The organism is Shewanella electrodiphila, assembly GCF_023283985.1.
Classification (GTDB): Bacteria; Pseudomonadota; Gammaproteobacteria; order Enterobacterales; family Shewanellaceae; genus Shewanella; species Shewanella electrodiphila.
In genome coordinates this window covers 120,716-143,155 of the sequence record NZ_JAKIKU010000007.1, presented here as the reverse complement: position 1 = coordinate 143,155, position 22,440 = coordinate 120,716, and the positions used below count along the sequence as shown (strand labels likewise).

19 protein-coding genes are annotated in these 22,440 nt (G+C 41.7%); 12 read left to right on the top strand and 7 right to left on the bottom strand.

Annotated features, from left to right (window positions below):
* Positions 1 to 21: 21 nt before the first annotated feature.
* The gene (locus tag L2737_RS13985; protein ID WP_229372499.1) at positions 22 to 1,809 is read right to left on the bottom strand and encodes a flavocytochrome c; all 1,788 of its coding nucleotides are present in this window, start codon (positions 1,807 to 1,809) and stop codon (positions 22 to 24) included.
* Positions 1,810 to 2,277: 468 nt separating this feature from the next.
* On the opposite strand from L2737_RS13985, the gene L2737_RS13980 reads away from it, so the two are divergent.
* The 4 genes from L2737_RS13980 to L2737_RS13965 all read left to right on the top strand — a co-directional run bounded on the left by L2737_RS13980 (position 2,278) and on the right by L2737_RS13965 (position 8,271).
* Positions 2,278 to 4,254 (top strand): ATP-binding protein, encoded by a 1,977-nt coding sequence (locus L2737_RS13980; RefSeq protein WP_346349197.1) that lies wholly within the window; start codon positions 2,278 to 2,280, stop codon positions 4,252 to 4,254.
* Positions 4,251 to 5,633 carry a sigma-54-dependent transcriptional regulator gene (locus L2737_RS13975; RefSeq protein ID WP_248956102.1) on the top strand — a complete coding sequence of 461 codons (1,383 nt, stop codon included), beginning with the start codon at positions 4,251 to 4,253 and terminating at the stop codon, positions 5,631 to 5,633. The genes L2737_RS13980 and L2737_RS13975 overlap by 4 nt, the downstream gene beginning before the upstream one ends.
* A gap of 396 nt (positions 5,634 to 6,029) precedes the next feature.
* Complete coding sequence (galK, locus tag L2737_RS13970; RefSeq protein WP_102529469.1) at positions 6,030 to 7,172, top strand: galactokinase; 1,143 nt, start codon at positions 6,030 to 6,032, stop codon at positions 7,170 to 7,172.
* Between the two features lie 64 nt (positions 7,173 to 7,236).
* A complete protein-coding gene (locus L2737_RS13965) occupies positions 7,237 to 8,271 on the top strand; it encodes an aldose epimerase family protein (RefSeq protein ID WP_248956101.1) in 1,035 nt (344 codons plus the stop codon).
* 250 nt (positions 8,272 to 8,521) lie between these two features.
* Here the strand turns inward: L2737_RS13965 and L2737_RS13960 are convergent, their stop codons facing one another.
* The gene (locus L2737_RS13960) at positions 8,522 to 8,953 is read right to left on the bottom strand and encodes a hypothetical protein (protein WP_248956100.1); all 432 of its coding nucleotides are present in this window, start codon (positions 8,951 to 8,953) and stop codon (positions 8,522 to 8,524) included.
* A gap of 1,409 nt (positions 8,954 to 10,362) precedes the next feature.
* Between L2737_RS13960 and L2737_RS13955 the strand changes: the two genes are divergently transcribed.
* The gene (locus L2737_RS13955; RefSeq protein ID WP_248956099.1) at positions 10,363 to 10,782 is read left to right on the top strand and encodes a hypothetical protein; all 420 of its coding nucleotides are present in this window, start codon (positions 10,363 to 10,365) and stop codon (positions 10,780 to 10,782) included.
* Between the two features lie 100 nt (positions 10,783 to 10,882).
* On the opposite strand, the gene L2737_RS13950 is transcribed toward L2737_RS13955, so the two are convergent.
* Complete coding sequence (locus L2737_RS13950; RefSeq protein WP_248956098.1) at positions 10,883 to 11,863, bottom strand: NAD(P)H-quinone oxidoreductase; 981 nt, start codon at positions 11,861 to 11,863, stop codon at positions 10,883 to 10,885.
* 381 nt (positions 11,864 to 12,244) lie between these two features.
* Between L2737_RS13950 and L2737_RS13945 the strand changes: the two genes are divergently transcribed.
* From L2737_RS13945 to L2737_RS13915, 7 genes are all read left to right on the top strand, one after another.
* Positions 12,245 to 13,030 (top strand): substrate-binding periplasmic protein, encoded by a 786-nt coding sequence (locus tag L2737_RS13945; RefSeq protein ID WP_248956201.1) that lies wholly within the window; start codon positions 12,245 to 12,247, stop codon positions 13,028 to 13,030.
* 409 nt (positions 13,031 to 13,439) lie between these two features.
* Positions 13,440 to 15,896 (top strand): M1 family metallopeptidase, encoded by a 2,457-nt coding sequence (locus tag L2737_RS13940; protein ID WP_248956097.1) that lies wholly within the window; start codon positions 13,440 to 13,442, stop codon positions 15,894 to 15,896.
* Positions 15,896 to 16,408, top strand: coding sequence for a DUF6702 family protein (locus L2737_RS13935; protein ID WP_229369834.1), 513 nt, complete (start codon positions 15,896 to 15,898; stop codon positions 16,406 to 16,408). The genes L2737_RS13940 and L2737_RS13935 overlap by 1 nt, the downstream gene beginning before the upstream one ends.
* Before the next feature lie 317 nt (positions 16,409 to 16,725).
* Positions 16,726 to 17,457 (top strand): DUF1538 domain-containing protein, encoded by a 732-nt coding sequence (locus tag L2737_RS13930; protein WP_198589547.1) that lies wholly within the window; start codon positions 16,726 to 16,728, stop codon positions 17,455 to 17,457.
* Between the two features lie 72 nt (positions 17,458 to 17,529).
* The gene (locus L2737_RS13925; RefSeq protein ID WP_248956096.1) at positions 17,530 to 18,396 is read left to right on the top strand and encodes a DUF1538 domain-containing protein; all 867 of its coding nucleotides are present in this window, start codon (positions 17,530 to 17,532) and stop codon (positions 18,394 to 18,396) included.
* Positions 18,397 to 18,399: 3 nt separating this feature from the next.
* Positions 18,400 to 18,750 (top strand): P-II family nitrogen regulator, encoded by a 351-nt coding sequence (locus L2737_RS13920; RefSeq protein WP_102527483.1) that lies wholly within the window; start codon positions 18,400 to 18,402, stop codon positions 18,748 to 18,750.
* Entirely contained in the window at positions 18,747 to 19,151 is a 405-nt protein-coding gene (locus L2737_RS13915; protein ID WP_102527482.1) for a CBS domain-containing protein, read from the top strand. The genes L2737_RS13920 and L2737_RS13915 overlap by 4 nt, the downstream gene beginning before the upstream one ends.
* 170 nt (positions 19,152 to 19,321) lie before the next feature.
* Here the strand turns inward: L2737_RS13915 and rfaD are convergent, their stop codons facing one another.
* The 4 genes from rfaD to L2737_RS13895 all read right to left on the bottom strand — a co-directional run bounded on the left by rfaD (position 19,322) and on the right by L2737_RS13895 (position 22,364).
* The gene (rfaD, locus tag L2737_RS13910; RefSeq protein ID WP_248956095.1) at positions 19,322 to 20,275 is read right to left on the bottom strand and encodes an ADP-glyceromanno-heptose 6-epimerase; all 954 of its coding nucleotides are present in this window, start codon (positions 20,273 to 20,275) and stop codon (positions 19,322 to 19,324) included.
* Positions 20,276 to 20,327: 52 nt separating this feature from the next.
* Complete coding sequence (locus tag L2737_RS13905) at positions 20,328 to 21,347, bottom strand: glycosyltransferase family 9 protein (RefSeq protein ID WP_248956094.1); 1,020 nt, start codon at positions 21,345 to 21,347, stop codon at positions 20,328 to 20,330.
* A 253-nt stretch (positions 21,348 to 21,600) separates the two neighbouring features.
* Entirely contained in the window at positions 21,601 to 21,897 is a 297-nt protein-coding gene (locus tag L2737_RS13900) for a hypothetical protein (protein ID WP_248956093.1), read from the bottom strand.
* A complete protein-coding gene (locus tag L2737_RS13895) occupies positions 21,894 to 22,364 on the bottom strand; it encodes a cytochrome b/b6 domain-containing protein (protein ID WP_248956092.1) in 471 nt (156 codons plus the stop codon). Before L2737_RS13895 ends, L2737_RS13900 begins: the two co-directional genes overlap by 4 nt.
* Positions 22,365 to 22,440: the final 76 nt, after the last annotated feature.

Here is a 22,440-nt window from a genome sequence, read left to right as displayed (position 1 = left end):
TGAAGACTTACATTTTAAAACTTACTTTTTAGAGTATGCCGCAGCTTGCTCACCCGCTAAGCGGCCAAAGGTAATGATGTCAGAGATTGCGTTGCCACCTAAGCGGTTAGCACCATGAACACCACCAGTCACTTCACCAGCACCGTATAAACCAGGAATCACTTTCTTATCTTCAGAGAGGATTTCAGCTTTATCATCAATCGATACACCACCCATTGTATGATGAACGCCAGGAGTCACTTCGATTGCGTAATAGTTACCTTCATTCAGTGCGCGCGGTAAGTTAGGACGCTCAAAATCAGTGTCTTTACCTGCTGCAACTAGTTTGTTGTACTGCGCAATTGATGCAGTAAGTGCTTTACCGTCAATACCTTCTAACTTGCCTAGATTTTCAGGAGAGTCAGCTGAAGGAACCACGCCAAGTTGGATGTATTTGTCGATTTTCTTCAGTGATTTACGCACTGAGTCATCAAAGATTAAATAAGCCACTTTACCTGTTTGGTTAAGAATCGCTGCCGCTGCTTTATCACGAGTGGTGATTTCATTAACGAAGCGTTTGCCTTCTTTGTTCACCAAAATCGCACCGTTACCACGTACCGCTTCAGTCACCATCACACCACCTTTAACCGATAAAGTTGGATGTGCTTGAATGTATTTAACGTCGGTCATGCCTGCACCAGCGTTACCCGCAACGTCAAGTCCGTCGCCTGTTGCGCCAGGTTGGTTAGTTGAAATAAAGCCTTTCAATTTAGGGTCGTACTGAGATACACGTTCATTGTTGCGGCCAAAACCACCTGTAGCCATGACAACGGCATCTGCTTTTACCCAGTAGTAGCCTGTGTATTTACCTTTAACCAGTAAACCTTCCACTTTACCAGAATCATCTTTTAAGATTTCAACACCACGGGTGTTCATGCGCATATCTACGTTACGCTCTAACGCATTATCGTAAAGCACTTGAATCACGTGAGCCCCGACACCTGCACCACCAGTTGGGCGATGTGAACGGTTAGCAGATGCGCCGCCCATACGGCCAACATCATTTAAATCAGCGCCCATTTCAGTCATCCAATCAACTGAACCTTTTGAGTGCGATGTTAATACATCAACTAATTTAGGATCGTTTAAGTCGCGGCCACCTTTCATGGTGTCTTTGTACATAGACTCAACGCTATCTTTAATGTCTTTGGCTTTTTGTTGATCAGTCCAAGCTGCATTCATGCCGCCGGCTGCAAGTTTTGCGTTACCACCAATCACAGGCTCTTTTTCAACTAAAATGACTTTTGCACCTTTGTCTGTCGCTGCAACAGCGGCTGAGAAACCAGCACCACCTGAACCAACAACGATAACATCAACAGTATCACTAGGCGCACTAGCCAATGCCGCTTTACGGTCAGCAGAGTCTTTTGCTAGTTCAGCAATGGTAGGCTCATAACGTTCCCACTTACTGCCAAATGGCATATCGAAGTCGAAGCTATGACAAGAATCACAGTAGACGACTGATTTTTCATGGCCACTGTGACAAGAAGTACAGGCTACATCGCCAGGGAAGTGAGATTCATGGGCATTGTAGTTTTCACGAGTATTATTTTCAGCGACTTCTTCTAATGTGCCATGACACGACACACATTGCTCATTTTCATAAGTCAGGCTGTCATTAGATAGCTCGCCACTGGGTAAATGGCAGCTTTCACAGTCTTGATTTTCTGAATGCATGTCAGCAAGATTGTCTGCAGCCATCACGCCGCCAGCAAGGCCTGCTGAACCGAGTAAAACAGCTAACAAAGCTGCGCATCGTGTTAATTTCATGGTAACTCCTTAAAAATAGCCATGACGCTAATTCGTCACTTTCATGCCATGCTGTATTAAGCATCACATTGGCTACTGAACCTGATTTATTACCATTTTTATCCTGTTTTAACGCTTGCTCAATCAAACTTGGCAGACTCGTTTCCAAACTGAACAACTGATCACATCTGGCTTTTCTCACTATGCAAAAGCGCATAAGCCAATTCAGCACTATGCATTTTTGCATAGTTGATAGTGATCAAACCCACACTTCCCTTTGATTAAAGCCATATTTCAAATTGCTCATTATTGGTAATATTTAGCGCCACTTTTTCTATCAAATTTACGCCCAATGCCACAGTTATGAAGATTATGATTTGCTAAAGTGCAATTAAGAAATCAATACAACTCATTGAAAAACGTTTAATGAAATACCTACTCTGTTTATTGCTAGTCATCAGCTTTCCTTCGTTAGCAAAGGAAACTATTGTGTTTGGGGTGCACTCCACTACAGCTCCTTTAGAGTGGCGAGATAACGGTGTTGACCAGGGTTTTCATGTTGAGTTAATGAACAGTATTGGCCATTTGCTAGATCGACCCATTATGGTGCGCCGTAAGACATTCCAACAATTGATGACTGATATGCATGATATTCACAGTCCGATTGATGTGGTGGCTGTCGTCAGCCCGATCAATAAAAGACGTGAGTTAAGCCAATCAGATCCGATTTATGCCACTCATGCCAAAGCTTTTACGCTACAAGGCGAAGATTACATTGATAATTGGTCTGACTTAGCCGGTAAACGAGTGGCGGTAAAAACAGGTGCATTTGTCGATGTTTTTCTAAGGGATCAACCGCAAGATTTTACTCAAGTAAAAGTTGATTTATACGAAACGGGCTTTCAAAAACTGATCACTAAAGAAGTGGATGTGGTACTTGCTGAAAACTTTGTCGCACGTCGCCTGCAGCCCAAATACCCTTCTGTTCGAAGTGCCAGTGATGCGCTTATCTTCGGCGCATTCACCTTTGTTAGTCACCCCAAAGACGCTGCATTACTGCATGAGATCAATGATGCTTTACGACAACTCAAAATTTCTGGCGAGTACGATAGGTTAGTTAATAAATGGTTCGGTATGGGACGTGAAAAGTTCGATATCACTTCAACCCATAAAAAGATGCTTATTCTTTCTATCGTGATATCCATCATCTCAGCTATAGGGATGCTGTATACCATTTCAGTCAGCCGCAGTTTAAAGTTTCGCTCAGAAGCCTTAGCTCTTGAGTTACAACAACGGGAAATGGCTGAACAAAAAATCAGGTCCTTATCCCATCAGTTTCAGGCTGTGCTGAATGGTATTCCTCACGGCATGACCATTTTTGATAAACAAATGCAGTGCCTATGGAGTAACGATAACAATCAATTACTCAGCCATAGTAAACTTCATTGTGTTGACGGCACTCCATTTGATTTAGCCACCAGTGTCAAATCAGTCATAACTTCAAAGAAATCCTTCATCGCGGATATGGGCTATTTAGCCCAGTACTGGCAAATGCAAATTCACCCCATCACAGATGAACAAGCCGTAGTACTGCTTGAAGAAAACACCGAACAGCAACACCTTCGCCAAGCGAACGATGAAGCCAGTCGCTTAGCCTCGCTCGGGGAACTGTCAGCAGGTATCGCTCACGAAATTAATAACCCTACCGGTATCATCATTCACTCAATCGCCTTGTTTTCTGAAGCGATGAAAGACCTACAACCTGCTGCGGATTATTATCAACAACAAAACCCCTTTTGGTTAGTAGCAGGACTTGATCCGCAAGCTGCATTTGCCGAAATAAGTCACAGTACCGAAGTGGTTGAAGAAAGTGCCAAACGTATTTCGCGGATTGTAAATGACTTAAAACGCTACGCATTACCCAACCTTGCCTCAAATCATCAAGCCATTGGTTTGAATGAAGTGGTACAAGTGGCGCAGCGATTAACTGCGAATCAATTAAAGCGCTATCAGGTCAGAATTGAGCTAGCAGAACCTAGCCCCAAGATTAACGGGGACGCACAGCAACTTCATCAAGTCATGATTAACCTAATTCAAAATGCTTGTCATGCGACTCCACCAGGTGATGGGGTGATTTTGATTAAAACGTTCTCAACTGACACCGCTGCAGGCATCAGTGTGCAAGATAACGGTAGCGGCATGGATAAAGCGACATTAAAGCGCATAACAGAGCCTTTTTTCACCACCAGACGTTCACATGGTGGCAGTGGCTTAGGCCTCTCCGTTTGTAGCCGCATATTAAAAGAACATCATGGACACATGAAAGTCACTTCAACCGTTAACGAAGGTAGCTGCTTCAGCTTAACCTTCAGCCTACTGGTTCAGGAAGGTTTAGACGCTAGTCCCATGACTGACTCCAACAGACAAGAGCACACTAATAACGATAGCAAGGAGCTAAACCCGTGAAACTCGCCCGTAATATTTTATTAGTCGATGATGAAGCGCCTTGGTTACGTACTCTGGCAGTCACCTTAAATCGTTTAGTACCAGAGGCGGTTATTGATACTTGTGTTGATAGTCGTCAAGTGATGAATCGCTTAGAAGGCACAGATTACGCGCTGGTATTATTAGATTTAACCATGCCATTTCATTCTGGTGAAGACTTGCTGGCTCAAATCCGTCTTGAACACCCCAATACTCGGGTGATTATTGTCACAGGGGTAAATGAAGTTGATACCGCCGTGCGCTGCATTAAAAATGGGGCTTATAACTACTTTATTAAAACCGATGATGTCGCTGATTTAGCCTTAACCGTGCGCCGTGCACTGGAAGTGGTTGGGCTTGAACGTAATTATCACCGCATTAAAGAAAGCTTTTTAAGTAAGACTTTGGCCCAACCTAGTGCCTTCAATAATATTCTGACATGTGAACCTAATTTACTGGATCAGTTTAGATACTTGGAGGCGGTGGCATTCAGCCCTGAACCGATATTGATTTACGGGGAAAGTGGTACAGGCAAAGATGAATTCGCCAAAAGTTGCCACCAGCTTTATAGTCCAGAAGCCCCTTTTGTGAATGTGAATCTAGCTGGGATCAGTGAAAGCGCATTTGAACTGCAATTGTTTGGTCAATTGAGCCAAGAGCCAGGAAAGTCGCAAGCGGGCGCGTTACATCAAGTGGGCAAAGGCTTATTGTATTTAAACGAAATTGGCGACTTACCTTTGGCATCCCAAGCAAAGTTATTAGATGTTTTGCAGCAGAAACAATACTATCCGATTGGTAGCGATCGCCCTTACCCTGTGAGTTGCCGTATCATTGCCTCAACTCAACATGATTTACTCGCACGTAATCAAGAAGGCTTATTCAGACGTGACCTGCTTTATCGCTTACGGGCGCATAAAATTCATTTACCGCCATTAAGGCAGCGTAAATTAGATATCGCCATGTTAATCAATCACTTCATTTCATTGGCCGCTGCAGAAATGAATTTAGCACCGCCACAGCAACCAAATGACTTAGCCAACCAACTAAAATGCTATGACTTTCCTGGAAATTTACATGAACTTAAAGGCATGGTGTTTGATGCTGTCAGTCGCAGCGATGGCATACAATTAAACATTTCGCCCTTTATGGAAGCGATTAATGAGCATAAGTCGACTGCTGAGCATGTTGGAAATAGCATCATTTTCCCACAAGTATTACCCACATTAGCAAATATGAGCCAAGCCTTAATTGATGAAGCCATGAGCCGCACTGCCAATAATCAAACCGCTGCGGCGCAAATGTTAGGGATCAGTCAATCAGCTCTAAGCCGTCGTATTACTAAAAAAGATGAATGCTGTTAGGTCTGCCTTAGAAACAGGGCGATATTGCAATGACGCCCATTGGCATATTTTTATTGAGGATATGTCAGCGGGTATTAGTAATCGCGAATATTGTTCGGTAAGCAGAATAATCTATCAATCATAATACCCCTTTTGAGTTTGGATTTGGCTGAAACAACATGAGTTAACTCAAAAAAAACTCACATTCATGCCCAAATAGAATCAAAATTGTTAATCCTAGTTACACCTCCGACCAATCGTGATATAAATCACATATCTATAGCGCAATTAACTCACTTTCGACTAAATTTAAGGTTAAGTAAGTCAATACGATATTAGTCACTTAGTACGTAACTTAGTCAGTAACATAGTGCGTAGCCTATTACGTAACTCGGCATTCTTTGGAACTGTAACTGTATGTCTAATCCTGCTCAAAAAGCCATGAAGTTGTTTGTACAAACATTTGGAACTACGGCTGATGACCTGTATCAAGCACCAGGTCGCGTCAATATCATTGGCGAACACACGGATTATAACGAAGGATTCGTTTTACCCGCTGCAATCAATTTTCACACTGTTATCGCGGTTAAGGAACGTAGCGATAATACCTTCAGAGCTGTTACTGATGCTTTTCCAGGTCAAATAGAACAGTGGAAGTTTGGTGAAGAAGGGTCAACTCAAGACCAAAGCAGCTGGGGCAATTATTTAAAAGGATTTACCGCGTCAATGTTTCAATCAGGCCTGAAAGCAAAAGGGCTTGATCTTGCTATTGTCGGCAATGTGCCATTAGGCGCAGGCATGTCATCTTCTGCGGCCTTAGAAGTCGCATTCGGCACCGCCATTAGCTACGCCAGTCAACTTCACTTGTCTCCCTTAGCGATTGCTCAAATAGCCCAACGTGGCGAGCATCGTTTTATCAAGACTGAATCTGGGATCATGGATCAAACCATTAGCGCCTTGGCTGAAGCCGATCATGCGTTATTGATTGATTGTTTGGAGCTCGATAGTGAGCCTGTCGCGATCCCTGAAAACCTCAGTTTATTGATCGTTGATCCTAACATTGATCGCCAAAGCCTGATTGAGCGTTTTGATAAACGTAAACAACAGTGTGCTGAAATAAATGACTTATTGGCTGTTGAGTCTTTACGAGAAGTCAGTCTAGTTCAGCTTAATCGTGAAAAAGACGCATTAGGTGAAGAGTTATTTGCCAGAGCAAGACACGTGTTAAGTGAAAATCAGCGCACCATTAGTGCCGCGCGCGCACTAGGCCAAAATGACATGCCAAGGTTTAGTCAATTAATGGCGCAATCCCATGAGTCGATGAAGACTGATTTTGACATTACCACACCAGAAATTGACACTTTAGTCAGCATCATCAAACAAGTCATCGGTAACCGTGGCGGCGTGCGTATGAGTGACGGTTGTGTGGTCGCGTTAATTGACCACGAGTTAACTGATCTCGTCGTTAATGCGATTGAAGACAAGTACCTTAAAGAAACAGCAATAGAAGCCATTATTTACCTATGTTCAGCCAGTAATGGCGCAGGAAGAATTGATTAAGCGATGACCAAGTTTACGTCGTCGCAATCTTCAAGTTAACTCATCTCATCAGGAAGAGACTTTAATGATTCAAATAACAGCCCTTGAACCATGGCAAGATCCGCGCGGTGGTCAAATTGAACGGATTCGATTAGATAACGGCAAAGTGGCTGTTGAAATATTAAGTCTTGGTGGCATCATTCACCAATTATGGACCGCCGATAAACAAGGCGAGATGACAAATATCGTTTTAGGCTGTGACAGTGTCGCTGACTATTTAGCGCAGCAAGCCTATTTAGGCGCGATTGCAGGGCGTTACTCTAACCGTATTGCCAACGGTAAAATGAGCTATCAAGGCCACGAATATCAACTTGATGTTAACCAAGCAACTAACTGTTTGCATGGCGGCGCCGATGGCTTTCATTTAAAACAATGGCAGATGCAACCGCTAGAAGACGGTGTCAGATTAACCCTCACAAGTCCTGATGGCGATATGGGGTTTCCTGGAAATTGCCAGGTGCAACTAGATTATCGGTTAGATAACAACAACCTGCTTATCGACATGCAAGCAAAGGTCGATAAAGCCTGCCCTATCAGTTTAACCCAACATAGTTATTTTAATTTAGAAGGCGCGAGCAGCAAAACCAATACCCGACATCAGATTCAAGTGGATGCGCAGCATTACTTACCAATGAATGATGTAGGCGTGCCTATTGCAATGAGCTCAGTGACTAACAGTGATTTAGATTTATCCCAAGCCACAGTATTTTCCGAGCAAACCCAGCGTCCAGCACTTGCGGCAACTAATGGCTTTGATCATTGCTATGTACTGCAAAAGACTGCAGATGATTTAGTCCGATTTGGTTGCCTTTCAAGCCCTGAAAGCGGCCGCACAATGACGATTTATACCAATCAGCCTGGAGTTCAAGTCTATGGTGCAAACTTTCTTGAAGGCGCTATCGGTTTTAATGGCGAAGTTTATCAATCACACCAAGCAGTGTGCATAGAACCCCAAATGCTGCCAGATTCACCTAACCAGTCTGATTTGCCCGGTGAACCTTGGGTACCTGCTGGCGGCACCTATCGTCACTCTAGCCGCTATGAATTTGGTATTCTGTAAGGCGAGGTCATCTAAACTTTGACCTTTTAGTGTTCAGAAACTCACAGCAATAAAAATGGCGCGAACGTAAAAGTTCGCGCCATTTTTGTCTAATCTGATTATGTCTGCAAAACAACACCATGTTTGCTTGAGTAAAGTGCTATTTGAGTAAAGCACTGTTTGAGCAAAATACTTTTTGAGTAAAGTAATATTCGAGCAAAGTACTTTTTGATAAAAGTACTTTATTGTAAAAGTAATGGGCTAGATGATATTAGTCGTCACTATCGTCACTCATACTCGCTTCAAAGCCAGTATCTTCAAATTCCATATCATCGTCATCTAATACCTCATCCATAGGCTCTTCTAATGCTGGTATCGCTTTGGATTTAGTCGCAGGCGCAGAGTCTGGAACCGAAGACAATTCAATGTGCGCTTCGTGCTTAACCATAAACTCAGAACGTGCAGCTATCCAAGCTGCATTATGCTCGGCTTTGACCGTTTGTAACTGTTCAGTTTCAAGCTCATGCAAGTTAACTTTAACGATATCTTCAACGTATTCACCGATGGTGTTTCGGTTGACATTGAATAAATAGATCCGCCCCGGAGATGCATCTGGCAACTGATTGTCATGGACAACAATAGAAGTGCCTCTCGATGTGCGAAGCTCACCAAACCAAACTTGTTTTTTTGCTGTGTTATACATATATGCCAACACCCTTAAATCAACACATACCTTTGATAATGCACTATTTATAAGCACACCGTTTAATAAACAAACCACACTGATAGCGCATGATTATTGAGGCTAATTAATCAAAAACAGATCCAAAAATCAATAAATGTTTTATGAACTTTTTGATATTTTGAAGTCGGTATTGTGATTTATAACTTAACCGTATCAATCCCACTACTTAAAACACTATCGCTCAAAATTCAATCAAGGCTTTCAATTTCAAATTTAGTTGAAAAATGACAGCCTTCAAGTCGCTAATTTAAAAAATACAGTTTTAAAAACCATCAATATGGGCAAGTGAAAAGATAACCACGTAAAATCAAAATATTGGCAGGCTTAAGTGAAAAATATTCCGCTCATAGACAGTGATAAAAATTCAAAGCGGTGAGAAACGAGACAAACAAAAATGACTAAAATTGGATTCGTCTGAGTGTTCTAATGATCTTAACTCATCACAGCCCCAAGATTTGTTAGCAACTTTAGTCAGCTAATGATTTCTATATTTGGATAAAAATCTAAATCAAAGTCTAAGTTAACGTCTAAATCAAAGTCTAAATCAAGGTCGTGGCGCTTCGCCCACACCAGACGAAAGGGAAACAACAGCATTTCCCTTTTCGATATCCCTTGCCGCTCCGACGAAGTGTTGTTCCTCATGCTAAATGAGCGAATTTGCTACCGCCTCAGATTCGCCATCCCTGGCTCAACTGAGGCTATGTCGGCGTCCTGCCTCCATCACGAAAATTAGCTCAACGCATTCGGACACTTCCAACGGAGATTATTGAGTCTGCAAGTTCATTTGTTGTTACAGAGCTCATTCTGTAAAGGTTTAAAACTGCTTTTGATCTTCTTTGAATGTTCAATTTGAATTGAGGTAAGCAAGAAAATTACGTGAGTCCAGACATGGATGTCTGGCTAGCTTTCGAGGGGAAGGGACGCCCCATCGGAAGCGTTAGTGATTTTTACAGCTTACCGAAGGAGACTTCAACAGATGGTTAACGCTGGATGATTCTCCGTTGGAAATTTTGCTGTTTAAATTTCGCCGGAGCTGCGGGGTGTTCTAAGAGGGAGTAGCAGTTCACTCCCTTTTAGTCTGGTGTGGGCGAAGCGCCACGACTTTGAGCTACTCCAAACATCGCTAGACAATGAAACAAGGTAGCGAACTCTAATACCCTGATAGTTATAAATTTAAAAATTAATCATTATTTTTCAGCCACCTTTACCAGGAAAGCCCGTTTAAGTTTAAGCTGTAAAAAATAAATTAGTATTTATATCAATCAGATAAAAAATGTAGGATGATATTAATCAATAACTTAAGCCGCCGACTTTATCGGGCGAACCGTTCAATAAGCTGTTATACGGCAAAGGAAGCATGGTGTAAATTGAACCTTTCACAAATTCAATCTAGACAAAAAATCGATAGTGCTATTTTTACTTTTGGCACATACGAATCCGATAGTGAAAAACTATTTGGCTATAAAGTTTATTGTGCGGGTTCTGGTTCACATAAAATCGAAAAATTTATGCCTTTGCAAAACGAAAGTTTAACTGAACTCATAAATAAATTTAAACAGTTAAAACATCAAAATTATAAAGGTAAAATTAAAATAAAATCAGGTTGGTCTAACATAAATCTACAATTCTATGGTTCCAAAACTGATGATGGTATTAAAGTAAAAACTTATATCACAGGTTTCTTATTTTTTAGTTCTGGTTTTGGCTCTTCATATATCAGCCAATCAGATTTAGATCGTTTAATAAATAATTTAGAACAATGTACTGTAGTGCAAACTGCCGTATAACAAGTCATTCAAAAGGACAAAAAAACAGTTGGCTTTTGCTCCTTCGTCGCTAATTTTAGCAAACTGTTTTCAGCCCCTTAAATGGGCGTTCTTACTGATGCTAAATCAGTTTCAAAATAATTTTACCTTGATGCTGGCCAGACTCCATATATTGATGTGCGGCAATCACGTCATTAAAAGCAAAAACTTTATCTAGATTTATATGCATTTTTCCGCTTTCAAGCATTGGCCAAACATGCTGTTTAAGACCTTGTGCAATCTCGGCTTTGGCTTCAATGCTTTGTGGCCTTAACGTAGAGCCTGTCCAGCGAATACGTTTCGCCATGAGCCTAAAGATATCCACTTCGGCTTTCATGCCCCTTTGCATTGCAACCGATACCATACGGCCATCCATTGCGACTACTTTAAGGTTGCGATTAACAAAATCGCCACCAGCAATATCAAATACGACATTCACACCTGTTCCATTTGTCGCTTCTAAAATAGGTTCGACAAAGTCCTTCTGATGGTAATTGACCGCAACAGTCGCCCCTTGTTCAAGACAATATTGGCACTTTTTATCTGAGCCTGAGGTAGCAAACACCGTTGCGCCTAATGCTGACGCCATTTGAATCGCAGTAGTACCGATACCGCCAGAGCCACCATGGATCAATACACTTTCGCCTGCCGTTAATTCTGCCCTAACCACCATATTGCCCCAAACGGTAAAGCAAGTTTCTGGTAAAGCTGCCGCTTGTTCATAAGTGTAATTTTTGGGGATCGGCAAACAATGACTGGCATCTGTGATCACCTGTTCGGCGTAACCACCACCTGGCACCAGCGCACAGACTTTGTCGCCTACTTTCCATTGCGTCACGTCGTCAGCTAGCTCAATAATTTCTCCTGCCACTTCTAAACCTAGGATAGCACTTGCCCCTTTAGGTGCAGGGTAAGCACCTTCACGTTGCTTGATATCTGGCCCATTAACGCCAGCGGCATGTACTTTGATTAGCACTTGCCCTTGGGTTAATACTGGCAGTTGACTATCGGTAAAATACATCACCTCTGCACTACCTGGTTTATTAAAGCTCACATGTTTCATATCTAATCCTTTTCGACAATGACACTCGTGAATAGCCACCTATACTTAGCAATAGCTGGCACCTTCGAGCATTGAGTATGATGACTTGTCTAATCAGCTGGTATTTGAAGGCACTTAGCCGTATTTAAAGACAGTTAGCTCGCATTTACAGGCAATAATGAATAAATAACATCAGGAACCCTGTCGTTTTAAGATACTATATCTAAGCTTATATTTAACGCGTTTAGCGTTAAAACAAAATAGCTAACCTATTGAATCAATCAGGCTTGAGCGCTTAATGTCATGATTAGAGTCATACTCTAAATATGAAATAAACACTCAAGATATTCAATTTAATAGCTACTAACGGTCAAACCAACCGGAATTGATATCATTGTGAAAATGACTCTAAAAACAGATTTAGCCAAGATACTCAAATACTGCATAGGCCTTATGCTATTTGCCAGTTGCTCTTTTTCAACTTCGCTATCTGCCAAACCTCTGTTAATCGCCTCTGATATCTGGTGCCCTTATGTCTGCGAAGCTCGAACAGGCTATGTTACTGAACTGACTCAACGCGCCTTTGCTGAAATGGATCAACCAGTACACTTTATTGCAGTGCCATTTAATCGCGCCTTAAAAGAAGTCCAACAAGCTAATGTTGATGCAATTCTAGCTGTGACACCTGATCATGTCGCTCAATATGATTTACTGACTGATGACCTGATTATTGGCTATGCCAGTAAAGATTTTTACACGACGAATAGCTTTGCGTGGCAGTTTAATCAAATTGAAGATTTAGATACTGTGCAGGTAGGCATAATACGCGGCTATGATTATGGCGAACGACTTAATGCCAAAATCGCAAATTCGAATCGTTTTTATATTGCCTCAGGTAACCAGCCGTTAACCATGAATCTCAAACGACTCATCAAAGGTCGCTTCCATGTCATGATTGGTAATAAGATTGTGATTGAACAAACCGCAAAAAAAATAAACCTTGATGATCAAATTCGTTATGCAGGAAGCTTTGGTGAACCTATTCCGCTTTATGTTGGCTTTAATCAAGGTAATACAAAAGCAGCTAAAATGTTTGCTGACGGGCTGAAAAAATTGAAGCAAACAGGCGAGTTCCAGCAGATTCTAGACAAGTACAACATTGAAATGAGTGACGATTCAACCTTTTAACTTTCCATTTGGCTTTATGACAAATAAAGCCACTCGCGCCATATCAGTCATCTAATCACCCCATAATAAAACAGGCTATCTAAGTTCATGTTTATATAGCATTAGTAAAAAATAGATATCTTATCACTATCATTTTTTATTTAGCTTTCACTGATATTAACAACCTATTTAGCAGGACTCATCCAAATAAGTTACAAAATGTGTACTTTTAACACATTTGTTATGGCTGAGTGTACAATCACGCATTGGCTTTACAAAGCCCCAACATTACCCATGTATTAATAGTCTTTCATTGAAGATAAATGTCACGATAAACCCCATCGTACACTGCTATTTTTCCTGTCGCGTTATTAAAAATATAAGCATGTGGCACTGATAATATGTATCAAGTGACCACTTCGGAGCCAGCATGAAATCTTACCCTAAGGCTATCGCGCTAGTATTAGGCCTATTGTATTTACCTTGGGTAAATGCCTCGCCGATAGAACAAACCAAAGGCGACTTTGAAGATAAGTTTCGCCAATTAGAAGAAAGTCACCCTACCCCAAATGACTACCGTAACGCCGCTGGCGAGCCAGGTAAAGATTACTGGCAGCAGCAGGTTGATTACAAAATCAATGTGAAACTGGATGAAACTCAACGCCGTATTGTGGGCAGCGAAGCCATTACTTATCACAACAACTCACCTTATACCCTCAAGTATTTATGGATCCAGCTCGAGCAAAACCGCTTCAGTTCTGACTCAGTTGCCGAACGCAGTAGTAGTTTTTCAGGCCTAGGTAATAACGCCAGTGCTTCAGCTAAAGCGCAAGACAAAGCGCCAGCTAAAATTAATTTATCGACTTTACGCCGTCAGCAGTTTATGGACGATGTAGAGCTGGGTTACCAGTTATCTAACATCACAGATGCTAAAGGCAAAGCGCTAAAATATGTGATTAATGGCGCGCAAATGCGAGTCGATTTAACTAAGCCACTGAAACCAAATCAAACCACTAAAGTGAATATTGATTTTGCCTTTAATATCTTAGAAGAAGACGCCGTAGGCGCACGTTCAGGTTATGAACACTTCCCTGATGATAAACGTGAAGGCGGTAATGATATTTTCTTGCTGGCTCAATGGTTCCCGCGAGTATCGTCTTATTCAGATTACGAAGCTTGGCATAATAAAGAATTTTTAGGCCGTGGTGAATTTACCCTAGAATTTGGTAATTACGACGTCAAGATGACAGTGCCAACTGACCATATCGTCACTGCGACTGGCGTATTACAAAATCCTAAAAAGGTGCTGACTAAAACTCAGCGAAACCGTTTAGAAGATGCCAAAGATGCTAAGAGACCAGTATTCATTGTCTCTGCCGATGAAGCCTTAAAGAACGAATCAAGCACCCAATCAGGCCAAAAAACCTGGCATTTTAAAGCTGAAAACGTGCGTGACTTTGCCTGGGCATCTTCGCGTAAGTTCATTTGGGATGCCAAAGGCTATCAACAAGGTGGCGACACTATGCCTGAAGTCATGGCAATGTCGTTTTACCCTAAAGAAGGCGGTGAGTTATGGGAAAAATACTCAACTGAGTCTGTCATCCATACCATGGAAGTCTACTCGCGTTTTACGTTTGATTATCCTTACCCAATGGCCATTAGCGTCAATGGCCCAGTTGGCGGCATGGAATACCCGATGATTAGCTTTAATGGTCCCCGCACCATTTGGCATGAAGACGGCACTCGAAGCTATACCTTATCTGAAAAACAATTCCTCATTGGCGTTGTGATCCATGAAGTGGGTCATAACTACTTCCCAATGATTGTGAACTCAGATGAACGTCAATGGGCTTGGATGGATGAAGGTTTAAACAGCTTTTTAGATGGCGTAGCCAGTAAAGAGTGGGATCCTGATTTAGCCTGGGGACGTGAGCCAAGCGACATCATCGAATACATGAAGTCCAATGTGCAAGTGCCTATCATGACCCAATCTGATAGCATCTTAAAGTACGGTCCGAATGCCTATACTAAGCCTGCTGCAGCGCTTAATATTTTACGTGAAGTGGTGTTAGGTCGTGAGCTTTTTGACTTCGCCTTCCAAGAATACTCTCGCCGCTGGGAAAATAAACGTCCAACCCCTTATGACTTTTTCCGTACGATGGAAGAAGCATCAGGTGTTGATTTAGATTGGTTTTTCCGTGGCTGGTTTTACACCACAGATCATGTTGATATCAGCATAGATAAAGTTTACCAATTGCGATTAGATACCCAAGATCCTGATATTGATTTTGACCGTTTACGCCAAGAAAATGCCGATAAACCAACATCTTTATTTGTTGAAAATAATCAACAAGCAGGGATGAAACCTTGGGTTGATTTAAATGGCGACTTAGCCGATTTTCATGATAAAAACGATCGTTTTACGGTGACCAATAAAGAGCGAAACAAGTACCAGTCAACACTTGCGAAGTTAAAGCCCTGGGAACGTAAAGCACTCGCTAGAGCAATAGAAGAAGATAAAAACTATTACGTCATGAACTTCTCAAATCTTGGCGGCCTGGTGATGCCAATATTACTTGAGATGACCTATGATGATGGCAGTACTGAAAAGCTGACATTGCCTGCAGAGATTTGGCGACGCTCTCCTCATGCAGTGAGCAAGCTGATTGTCACTGAAAAATCACAGCAATTGGTGTCAGTTGAAATCGATCCAAGCTGGGAAACCGCTGATGTAGATATTGAAAATAATCATTATCCACGTCGCATTATCCCGTCGCGAATTGAAGCTTATAAAAGCGAGAAACGTAAAGGTAAGCATCGACGCGACATCATGCATGAGATCAATACCGAGATAAAAGAACCTGAAGCCAAGGAGTATAAAAAATAATGTCACGAGCAATTATCGCAATCAGCTTGTTATTCGTTGCCGTTTTTAGCTTCAGCACTAACACTTGGGCGCATCAGCAAAAAGAAAGTTATAGCAATGTGCTGTTTAATGAACGCACAGGTAATTTAGAAGTGCAGCATCGGTTTTATTTACACGATGCTGAGCACGCGGCAAAGCGCCTATTTGATAGTAATACTGATTTAATCAAAGAGCCTGTTAGTCGTGATGCTTTTGCTTATTATGTGCAGGACAAGTTTCATATTGCCGATGATAAGCAGCAAACTATCAAGCTTAATTTGGTTGGTACTGAAGTCGAAGGTAAGTATTTATGGGTGTACCAAGAAACTCAGATAAACCATCAAACGATGAGTAGTTTTTACATCAAGATGGAAAGCTTACAGGAGCTTTGGCCAAGTCAGCTTAACTACATTAATGTTGAACGAGAAAAGCAAGTGAAGTCATTAAGGTTAAGTGCTGGTGATGCTTGGCAGCACCTGTCACTCGATAAGTAATCATGTAAGCCATTGCTTCAGAGTGGGACTTATTTTTGACTTAACATTGTGTATTTTAAAAAAGACCTTCGGGTCTTTTTTTTGATTTATTTATCTCCTATCCCTTCTTCACTCTTGCCTAGCGCACATTTATTTTCACAATTTGATCTAGCTCAAAAACACCGTAACTTTTGTTAATCTTTTGTTGTTTTACTGTATCAGGTTGGCACACTGGATAGTGTAATAAGTAAATAATTGCTGCGATGACCGTTTTACTTCGACAGAAAAACTTAAGCTAAGCAATTGTCATATAAGTATTAATATTCACAGGAGGTGGAATGGGCGGATTAGTAAAGTTATTACAATCTATGCTCGGCAGTTTTCGAGATTTAGTCCCCATCATTTTGGTGGTGAGTTTTTTTGAGATTTTTATCCTTCAACAAGCACCTGCTAACCTCTTTTCCATCCTCGTCGGCGTTGTCTTTATCGTCTTAGGTTTAACCTTTTTTGTTTTCGGCTTAGAAATGGGCTTATTCCCTATTGGTGAGTCATTAGCCCATGCCCTTGCCCGCAAAGGCAGTACATTCTGGTTGGTTATTTTTTCATTTGCTTTGGGGTTTGGTACCACATTAGCTGAACCCGCGTTAACGGCGGTGGCCGCTGAAGCCGCTGAAGTCGCTGCTGAAGGCGGTGCTATAGCCTTCACAGAACAAGCTATGGACAGTTATGCCATGGGACTGCGCCTAACTGTTGCAGTCTCGGTTGGTCTGGCCATATTGCTCGGGGTTATCCGTATCGTAAAAGGCTGGCCGATTCATTATTTGATCATTGGCGGTTATGTCATCGTGATGATCCTCACCAGTTTCGCCCCAGAAAGTATCATTGGTATTGCTTATGACTCTGGCGGAGTAACCACCTCGACCATTACAGTGCCATTAGTCACAGCGTTAGGTGTTGGGTTAGCCACAGTGATTAAAGGTCGTAATCCGATGTTAGATGGTTTTGGGTTAATAGCCTTTGCCAGCCTTACACCGGTCATTTTCGTATTGCTGTACGGCATGGTGCTATGAATATGACTGAAAAACATATGAATCATAAGGGTTTTTTCACTCATTCTACAAGTATCTCAATGGGGGAAATCAATGGTCTGGCTTAGTCAGTTGTTCGACACTTTATTGCTCACCATGCGTGATGTTGTCCCTATTGCGACCATTTTATTTGGTTTTCAATTGGGCGTACTTAAACGACCGATAGCCAATTGGAAAACCGTGGTTCTGGGATTTGTGTATGTCATCCTAGGTTTGAGTTTTTTCCTGGTAGGCCTAGAGTTAGCGCTGTTTCCTATTGGCGAGAACCTCGCTAATCAGCTCACATCACCGAGTATCTTGCACCCAGACGGTTCAGCTGGGCCTTACTTGTGGCAGGACTACTTTTGGGTTTATGTATTTGCTGCGGCCATAGGTTTTAGTACCACAATCGCTGAACCCTCTTTAATTGCCGTCGCGATTAAGGCCAATGAAGTCTCCGGCGGCACTATAAGCACCCAAGGTTTACGCATTTCGGTCGCTATTGGGGTTGCATTTGGTATTTCGCTCGGCTGTTTTCGCATTGTGGTTGGCGATCCTATTCATTACTACATAATGGCGGGTTATGTGGTGGTGGTGATCCAAACTTTCTTTGCACCTAAGTCCATTATTCCTCTTGCCTATGATTCTGGCGGTGTGACCACATCAACGGTCACTGTCCCGTTAGTTGCTGCGTTAGGCTTAGGGTTAGCCTCCAATGTAGAAGGCAGAAATCCATTAATTGATGGCTTTGGCCTCATCGCTTTTGCCAGTTTATTTCCCATTATTGCTGTCATGAGCTATGCACAAATCGTCGCTTGGCTCGATAAGCGCAGAGATAAATTGGCTGACGATGCCACTGAAACCGTCACAGTAGAAGAACAAACAACAACCAATCAAGCTTCTATAGCAGATATAGAAACTAATCGATCCGTTAAGGAGTAATTCATGCGATTTAAGCTCATTATCGCGTTTGTCGACGACATCACAACTGACAATATACTTGATGCCGCAAGAGAAGCTGGCGCGACTGGCGCTACCGTTATTAACCACGCTAGAGGTGAAGGGCTTAAGAAAAAGAAAACCTTCATGGGCTTGGGATTAGATGTTCAGCGCGATGTCATTTTGTGGTTAGTTGAAGAGCATATGAGTCGCCATATTTTAGAAACAATCTGTGAAGTCGGCGGTTTTAATACCAACCCAGGCCAAGGTATCGCGATTCAAATTGATGTTGAAGACGCCGTCGGCGTGGCGCACCAAGTCGAGAAACTCACTAATGATATTAAGGATCAGATATGAAGCCGTCGACCCCGATTAAAAACCGTGATGTATTAATGAATCAATATGCCATGATTGACGGCATGCTGACTATCAGTGAAGCCATTGCTATCGCCGTGGAGAAAAAGGTATCGATTTTAGTGGTGAATAAACGTCATGAGCATGATGAATATGGCATGTTACTTTTAAGTGATATTGCCAGAAAAGTGCTCGCAACTAATAAGTCTCCTGAGCGAGTTAACGTTTATGAAATTATGATAAAACCAGTAATGTCAGTGGATGCTGAAATGGATATTCGTTACACCGCTAGGCTATTTGATCAATTTCAAATTAATAAAGCCCCCGTAGTGGAACATGCCAATATCATTGGTTTTGTCACTTACGATGACATCGTATTAAAAGGCATGGTCACAAGCGCTTAATGCTTAATGCTTAATGATGAGTGATGAGCGATTAGCGATTAGCGATTAGCGATTAGCGATTAGCGATTAGCGCTAACTATTACATTCACACTGGCCATAAAAAAGCCTTGAAGCAATGACTTCAAGGCTTTATTTTTTATTAAGAACCAGCCTTAATATTCAGTCAAATATTACTGACCAATAAAGTGTTGGTCTTTCAGCCAATCCAAATATTCAGGCACCGCTTGCTCAACCGTTTTGAATACATGATCGCACCCTACTGAGCGCAGCTGAGTTAAATCAGCTTGGGTATAACTTTGGTATGCGCCCTTCAATTTATCGGGGAAAGGAATGTATTCAATTTCACCTTTGCCATGATAGTTAACCACAGCATTAGCAACGTCATTAAAGCTTTGAGCTTGGCCTGTTCCACAATTAAAGATCCCTGATACTGACTTGTTTTGCCATAACCATAAGTTCACTTTAACCACGTCTTCAACAAACACAAAATCACGTAACTGCTGACCATCTGCATAGCCATCAACACCGGCAAATAAGCGACAGACACCATTCGCTTTGATTTGGTTATTAAAGTGGAAGGCAACACTCGCCATGCCGCCTTTATGCTGCTCTCTAGGACCATAAACGTTAAAGTAACGTAGACCTGCAACCTGTGCATTGGTGTCTTGCTGTCTGACATATTGATCAAACAAGAACTTAGAGTAAGCATAAACGTTTAGCGGTTTTTCAACTTCACGCTTTTCAACAAAGGTGTCACTGCCGCCGTAAACAGACGCTGATGATGCATAAATAAATTGCACATCATTTGCTTGGCTATAATGCAGTAATACTTTTGAGTATTCATAGTTGTTTTGCATCATAAACTTGCCATCCCACTCAGTGGTCGATGAACAAGCTCCTTGATGGAAAATAACTTCTAATTTACCGTCAAATTCGCCGGCTTTAATGCTGGCTAAAAAGGCATCTTTATCTAAATAGTCAGCAATTTCGCAATCTGCTAAGTTAAACATCTGTGTGCCGTCAGATAAATCATCTACTGCGATAATATCTGTACGACCTAATTCGTTTAATGACTTAACTAAATTACTACCAATAAAACCTGCAGCACCTGTTACAACTATCATAAGAATAATTCCGTTATTGTGTTTAACTCATTTGCAACCAATTTAGGAGAGCTTACTCGCTAATATCGTCTGCATAAAATGTATTTAAAAACTGCGCAGTCTCTGCCGCCGCTTTATCAAAATTAACTAACGCCATATTTCGGCCGGTTTTCTTACCGATTGGCGGTGTGAATGCTAAGCGACGTGCATCAGCCGAGAGTGACTGCCAACGTACTTCTGGGGCTGAGCGTCTACCAGCATAAAACCCAACTGTAGGGACATTATGCAGCCCAGCAAGGTGCAATGGTCCAGTAGAGCCTGCAATAAACATATCCGCTGCAACCAAAGACTCGGCAAATTCAGCCAAACTGGATAATGGCTTGGCCATTGCGACTTTAATATTACTCGCTACGAGTAAATCATGCATCTGCTGTGCAAGACGTTCCTCTTCACCGCTATAGGTTAAAACAAAGCGACAATTCAGTTTAGTCTGTTTATCAATATCAATCAGCATGCGAGCAAAGCTGTCCACAGGTACACCACCTGAGGATCCGCCTGTGCCTGGGTGAGCAAAAATTAACTTCTCATCATTTTTCTGATGATAATATTGCTGCCATTTCGGTTTTTGTTGCTGCACATTCCATAAAGGTCTAGTCACTTCGGGAATATCGTAACCGTTTTGCGCTAAAAAAGACTCCACCAACATACATGCACCACGCCAGCAACCTTCACCTTTTTTGTATTGGTGATCCGCTCGATGCTTATAAAGGTACTGATACCAATTATGTTTTGGTGCTAACACAAATGGAATGTTTGCTGGCTTTAAAAATTTATAACCACGAAATTCAGACAACGACACAATCGCACCATCGTATTCTCGTTCTTTAATGCGCTCGCTGATCCCTTGATCATCACCATCATCGATAATCACATGATCTACGTAGGGACAAGCTAATGCAAAAGCTTTAGTTACTGGTGAAACAAGCACTTCAATGCTGGCCTCTGGCATGGCTTTTTTCAGCAAACTCAAGGCTGGCCAGCTTAACGTAAAATCACCAATTTTATCGTATCTAATAAACAGAATTTTTTTCATTAACTTAGGCCTAAGTACTCTTTACCTGTAACTTAAACTCACCACTTATTTGGCTAGATTTTGCTATTTTATACCAAGTGAAGAGAGTAAACACGCTAGAGGTGTAAAACTTGTTAGCTTAAAATAAAAAAATCCCTGTATAACAGGGATTAATTTTAATTTTCGCCGTCAAATAGCGTATCTACAAGATGAGATTGCTGCGATTAACGAATATAAATCACTTACTATGCTCAGCCTGATTGCAGTTAAGCCATCAGCTTTTAATGATTTTTGGTTTAATCAAGCGCTTTAGAAAACCATAAAGCTTCATCACTGACACAGTTAGCAGCATAGGCACACCAATCAAAATCAGCTCTTTGACAAAGGGCAGTATATAACGCATATAACTTGGAATATCGCGTTTTTCACCATCCCCATGGGAGTACCCTTGAAGATTGATTTGTTCAGCCCACGGAGTCAGCTCTAACAAAATCAACAATAGGCTAACCAACAAAGAAATACCCACCACAATCAGAAGCCTTGGCTTTAAACGGTAATTTACGTATTTCATGCTGCTTTCTCCTTAGTCATCATCCGTTTAGTGAACTTTACCATCCAGCTCCAATGCAGCGCTAAATGAACCCCTAACATCGGCATAATAAAGGTGGCAGAATCATGGTGTAATTTTGACCAAAAAGCTTGTATTTCAAGTGAAATATCTAGGAAAGGAAATATTGCCTCTGAGACTAAAAAACCACTCACAAAAACTAATAGCATCATTAGATAAATGAGGTAGCTCCATACAATATTAAAGCGCTCTTTCATTGTGACTTTTGAGCATAAACGTTTAAAACTGGCTTTAGCCCAATCCCAATGTAAGAGTAAATGAATGACAAAAGGTACAATCAATACCACGCTGAACCATTCGTGTAACGGCACGCCAGTGGCTTGCGGCGCCGACACTATCATGAAGCCAATAAGAAAAAACACATCCATGACATAACGTGTTTTTTGTAAGTTTTGTTTCCAATCCGACATTATTAAATAACCTAAATCGCTAACTAATTGATTAACTACACTGCAATCCCAAAAGGCTTAGCCTGGGCTAAGCCTT

What these genes read in the sequence shown, in the direction of transcription:
- L2737_RS13985 (WP_229372499.1), bottom strand. Translation starts at nt 1,809, where the DNA reads ATGAAATTAACACGATGCGCAGCTTTGTTAGCTGTTTTACTCGGTTCA.
- galK (WP_102529469.1), top strand. Translation starts at nt 6,030, where the DNA reads ATGTCTAATCCTGCTCAAAAAGCCATGAAGTTGTTTGTACAAACATTT.
- L2737_RS13965 (WP_248956101.1), top strand. Translation starts at nt 7,237, where the DNA reads ATGATTCAAATAACAGCCCTTGAACCATGGCAAGATCCGCGCGGTGGT.
- L2737_RS13960 (WP_248956100.1), bottom strand. Translation starts at nt 8,953, where the DNA reads ATGTATAACACAGCAAAAAAACAAGTTTGGTTTGGTGAGCTTCGCACA.
- L2737_RS13950 (WP_248956098.1), bottom strand. Translation starts at nt 11,863, where the DNA reads ATGAAACATGTGAGCTTTAATAAACCAGGTAGTGCAGAGGTGATGTAT.
- L2737_RS13945 (WP_248956201.1), top strand. Translation starts at nt 12,245, where the DNA reads ATGACTCTAAAAACAGATTTAGCCAAGATACTCAAATACTGCATAGGC.
- L2737_RS13940 (WP_248956097.1), top strand. Translation starts at nt 13,440, where the DNA reads ATGAAATCTTACCCTAAGGCTATCGCGCTAGTATTAGGCCTATTGTAT.
- L2737_RS13935 (WP_229369834.1), top strand. Translation starts at nt 15,896, where the DNA reads ATGTCACGAGCAATTATCGCAATCAGCTTGTTATTCGTTGCCGTTTTT.
- L2737_RS13930 (WP_198589547.1), top strand. Translation starts at nt 16,726, where the DNA reads ATGGGCGGATTAGTAAAGTTATTACAATCTATGCTCGGCAGTTTTCGA.
- L2737_RS13925 (WP_248956096.1), top strand. Translation starts at nt 17,530, where the DNA reads ATGGTCTGGCTTAGTCAGTTGTTCGACACTTTATTGCTCACCATGCGT.
- L2737_RS13920 (WP_102527483.1), top strand. Translation starts at nt 18,400, where the DNA reads ATGCGATTTAAGCTCATTATCGCGTTTGTCGACGACATCACAACTGAC.
- L2737_RS13915 (WP_102527482.1), top strand. Translation starts at nt 18,747, where the DNA reads ATGAAGCCGTCGACCCCGATTAAAAACCGTGATGTATTAATGAATCAA.
- rfaD (WP_248956095.1), bottom strand. Translation starts at nt 20,275, where the DNA reads ATGATAGTTGTAACAGGTGCTGCAGGTTTTATTGGTAGTAATTTAGTT.
- L2737_RS13905 (WP_248956094.1), bottom strand. Translation starts at nt 21,347, where the DNA reads ATGAAAAAAATTCTGTTTATTAGATACGATAAAATTGGTGATTTTACG.
- L2737_RS13900 (WP_248956093.1), bottom strand. Translation starts at nt 21,897, where the DNA reads ATGAAATACGTAAATTACCGTTTAAAGCCAAGGCTTCTGATTGTGGTG.
- L2737_RS13895 (WP_248956092.1), bottom strand. Translation starts at nt 22,364, where the DNA reads ATGTCGGATTGGAAACAAAACTTACAAAAAACACGTTATGTCATGGAT.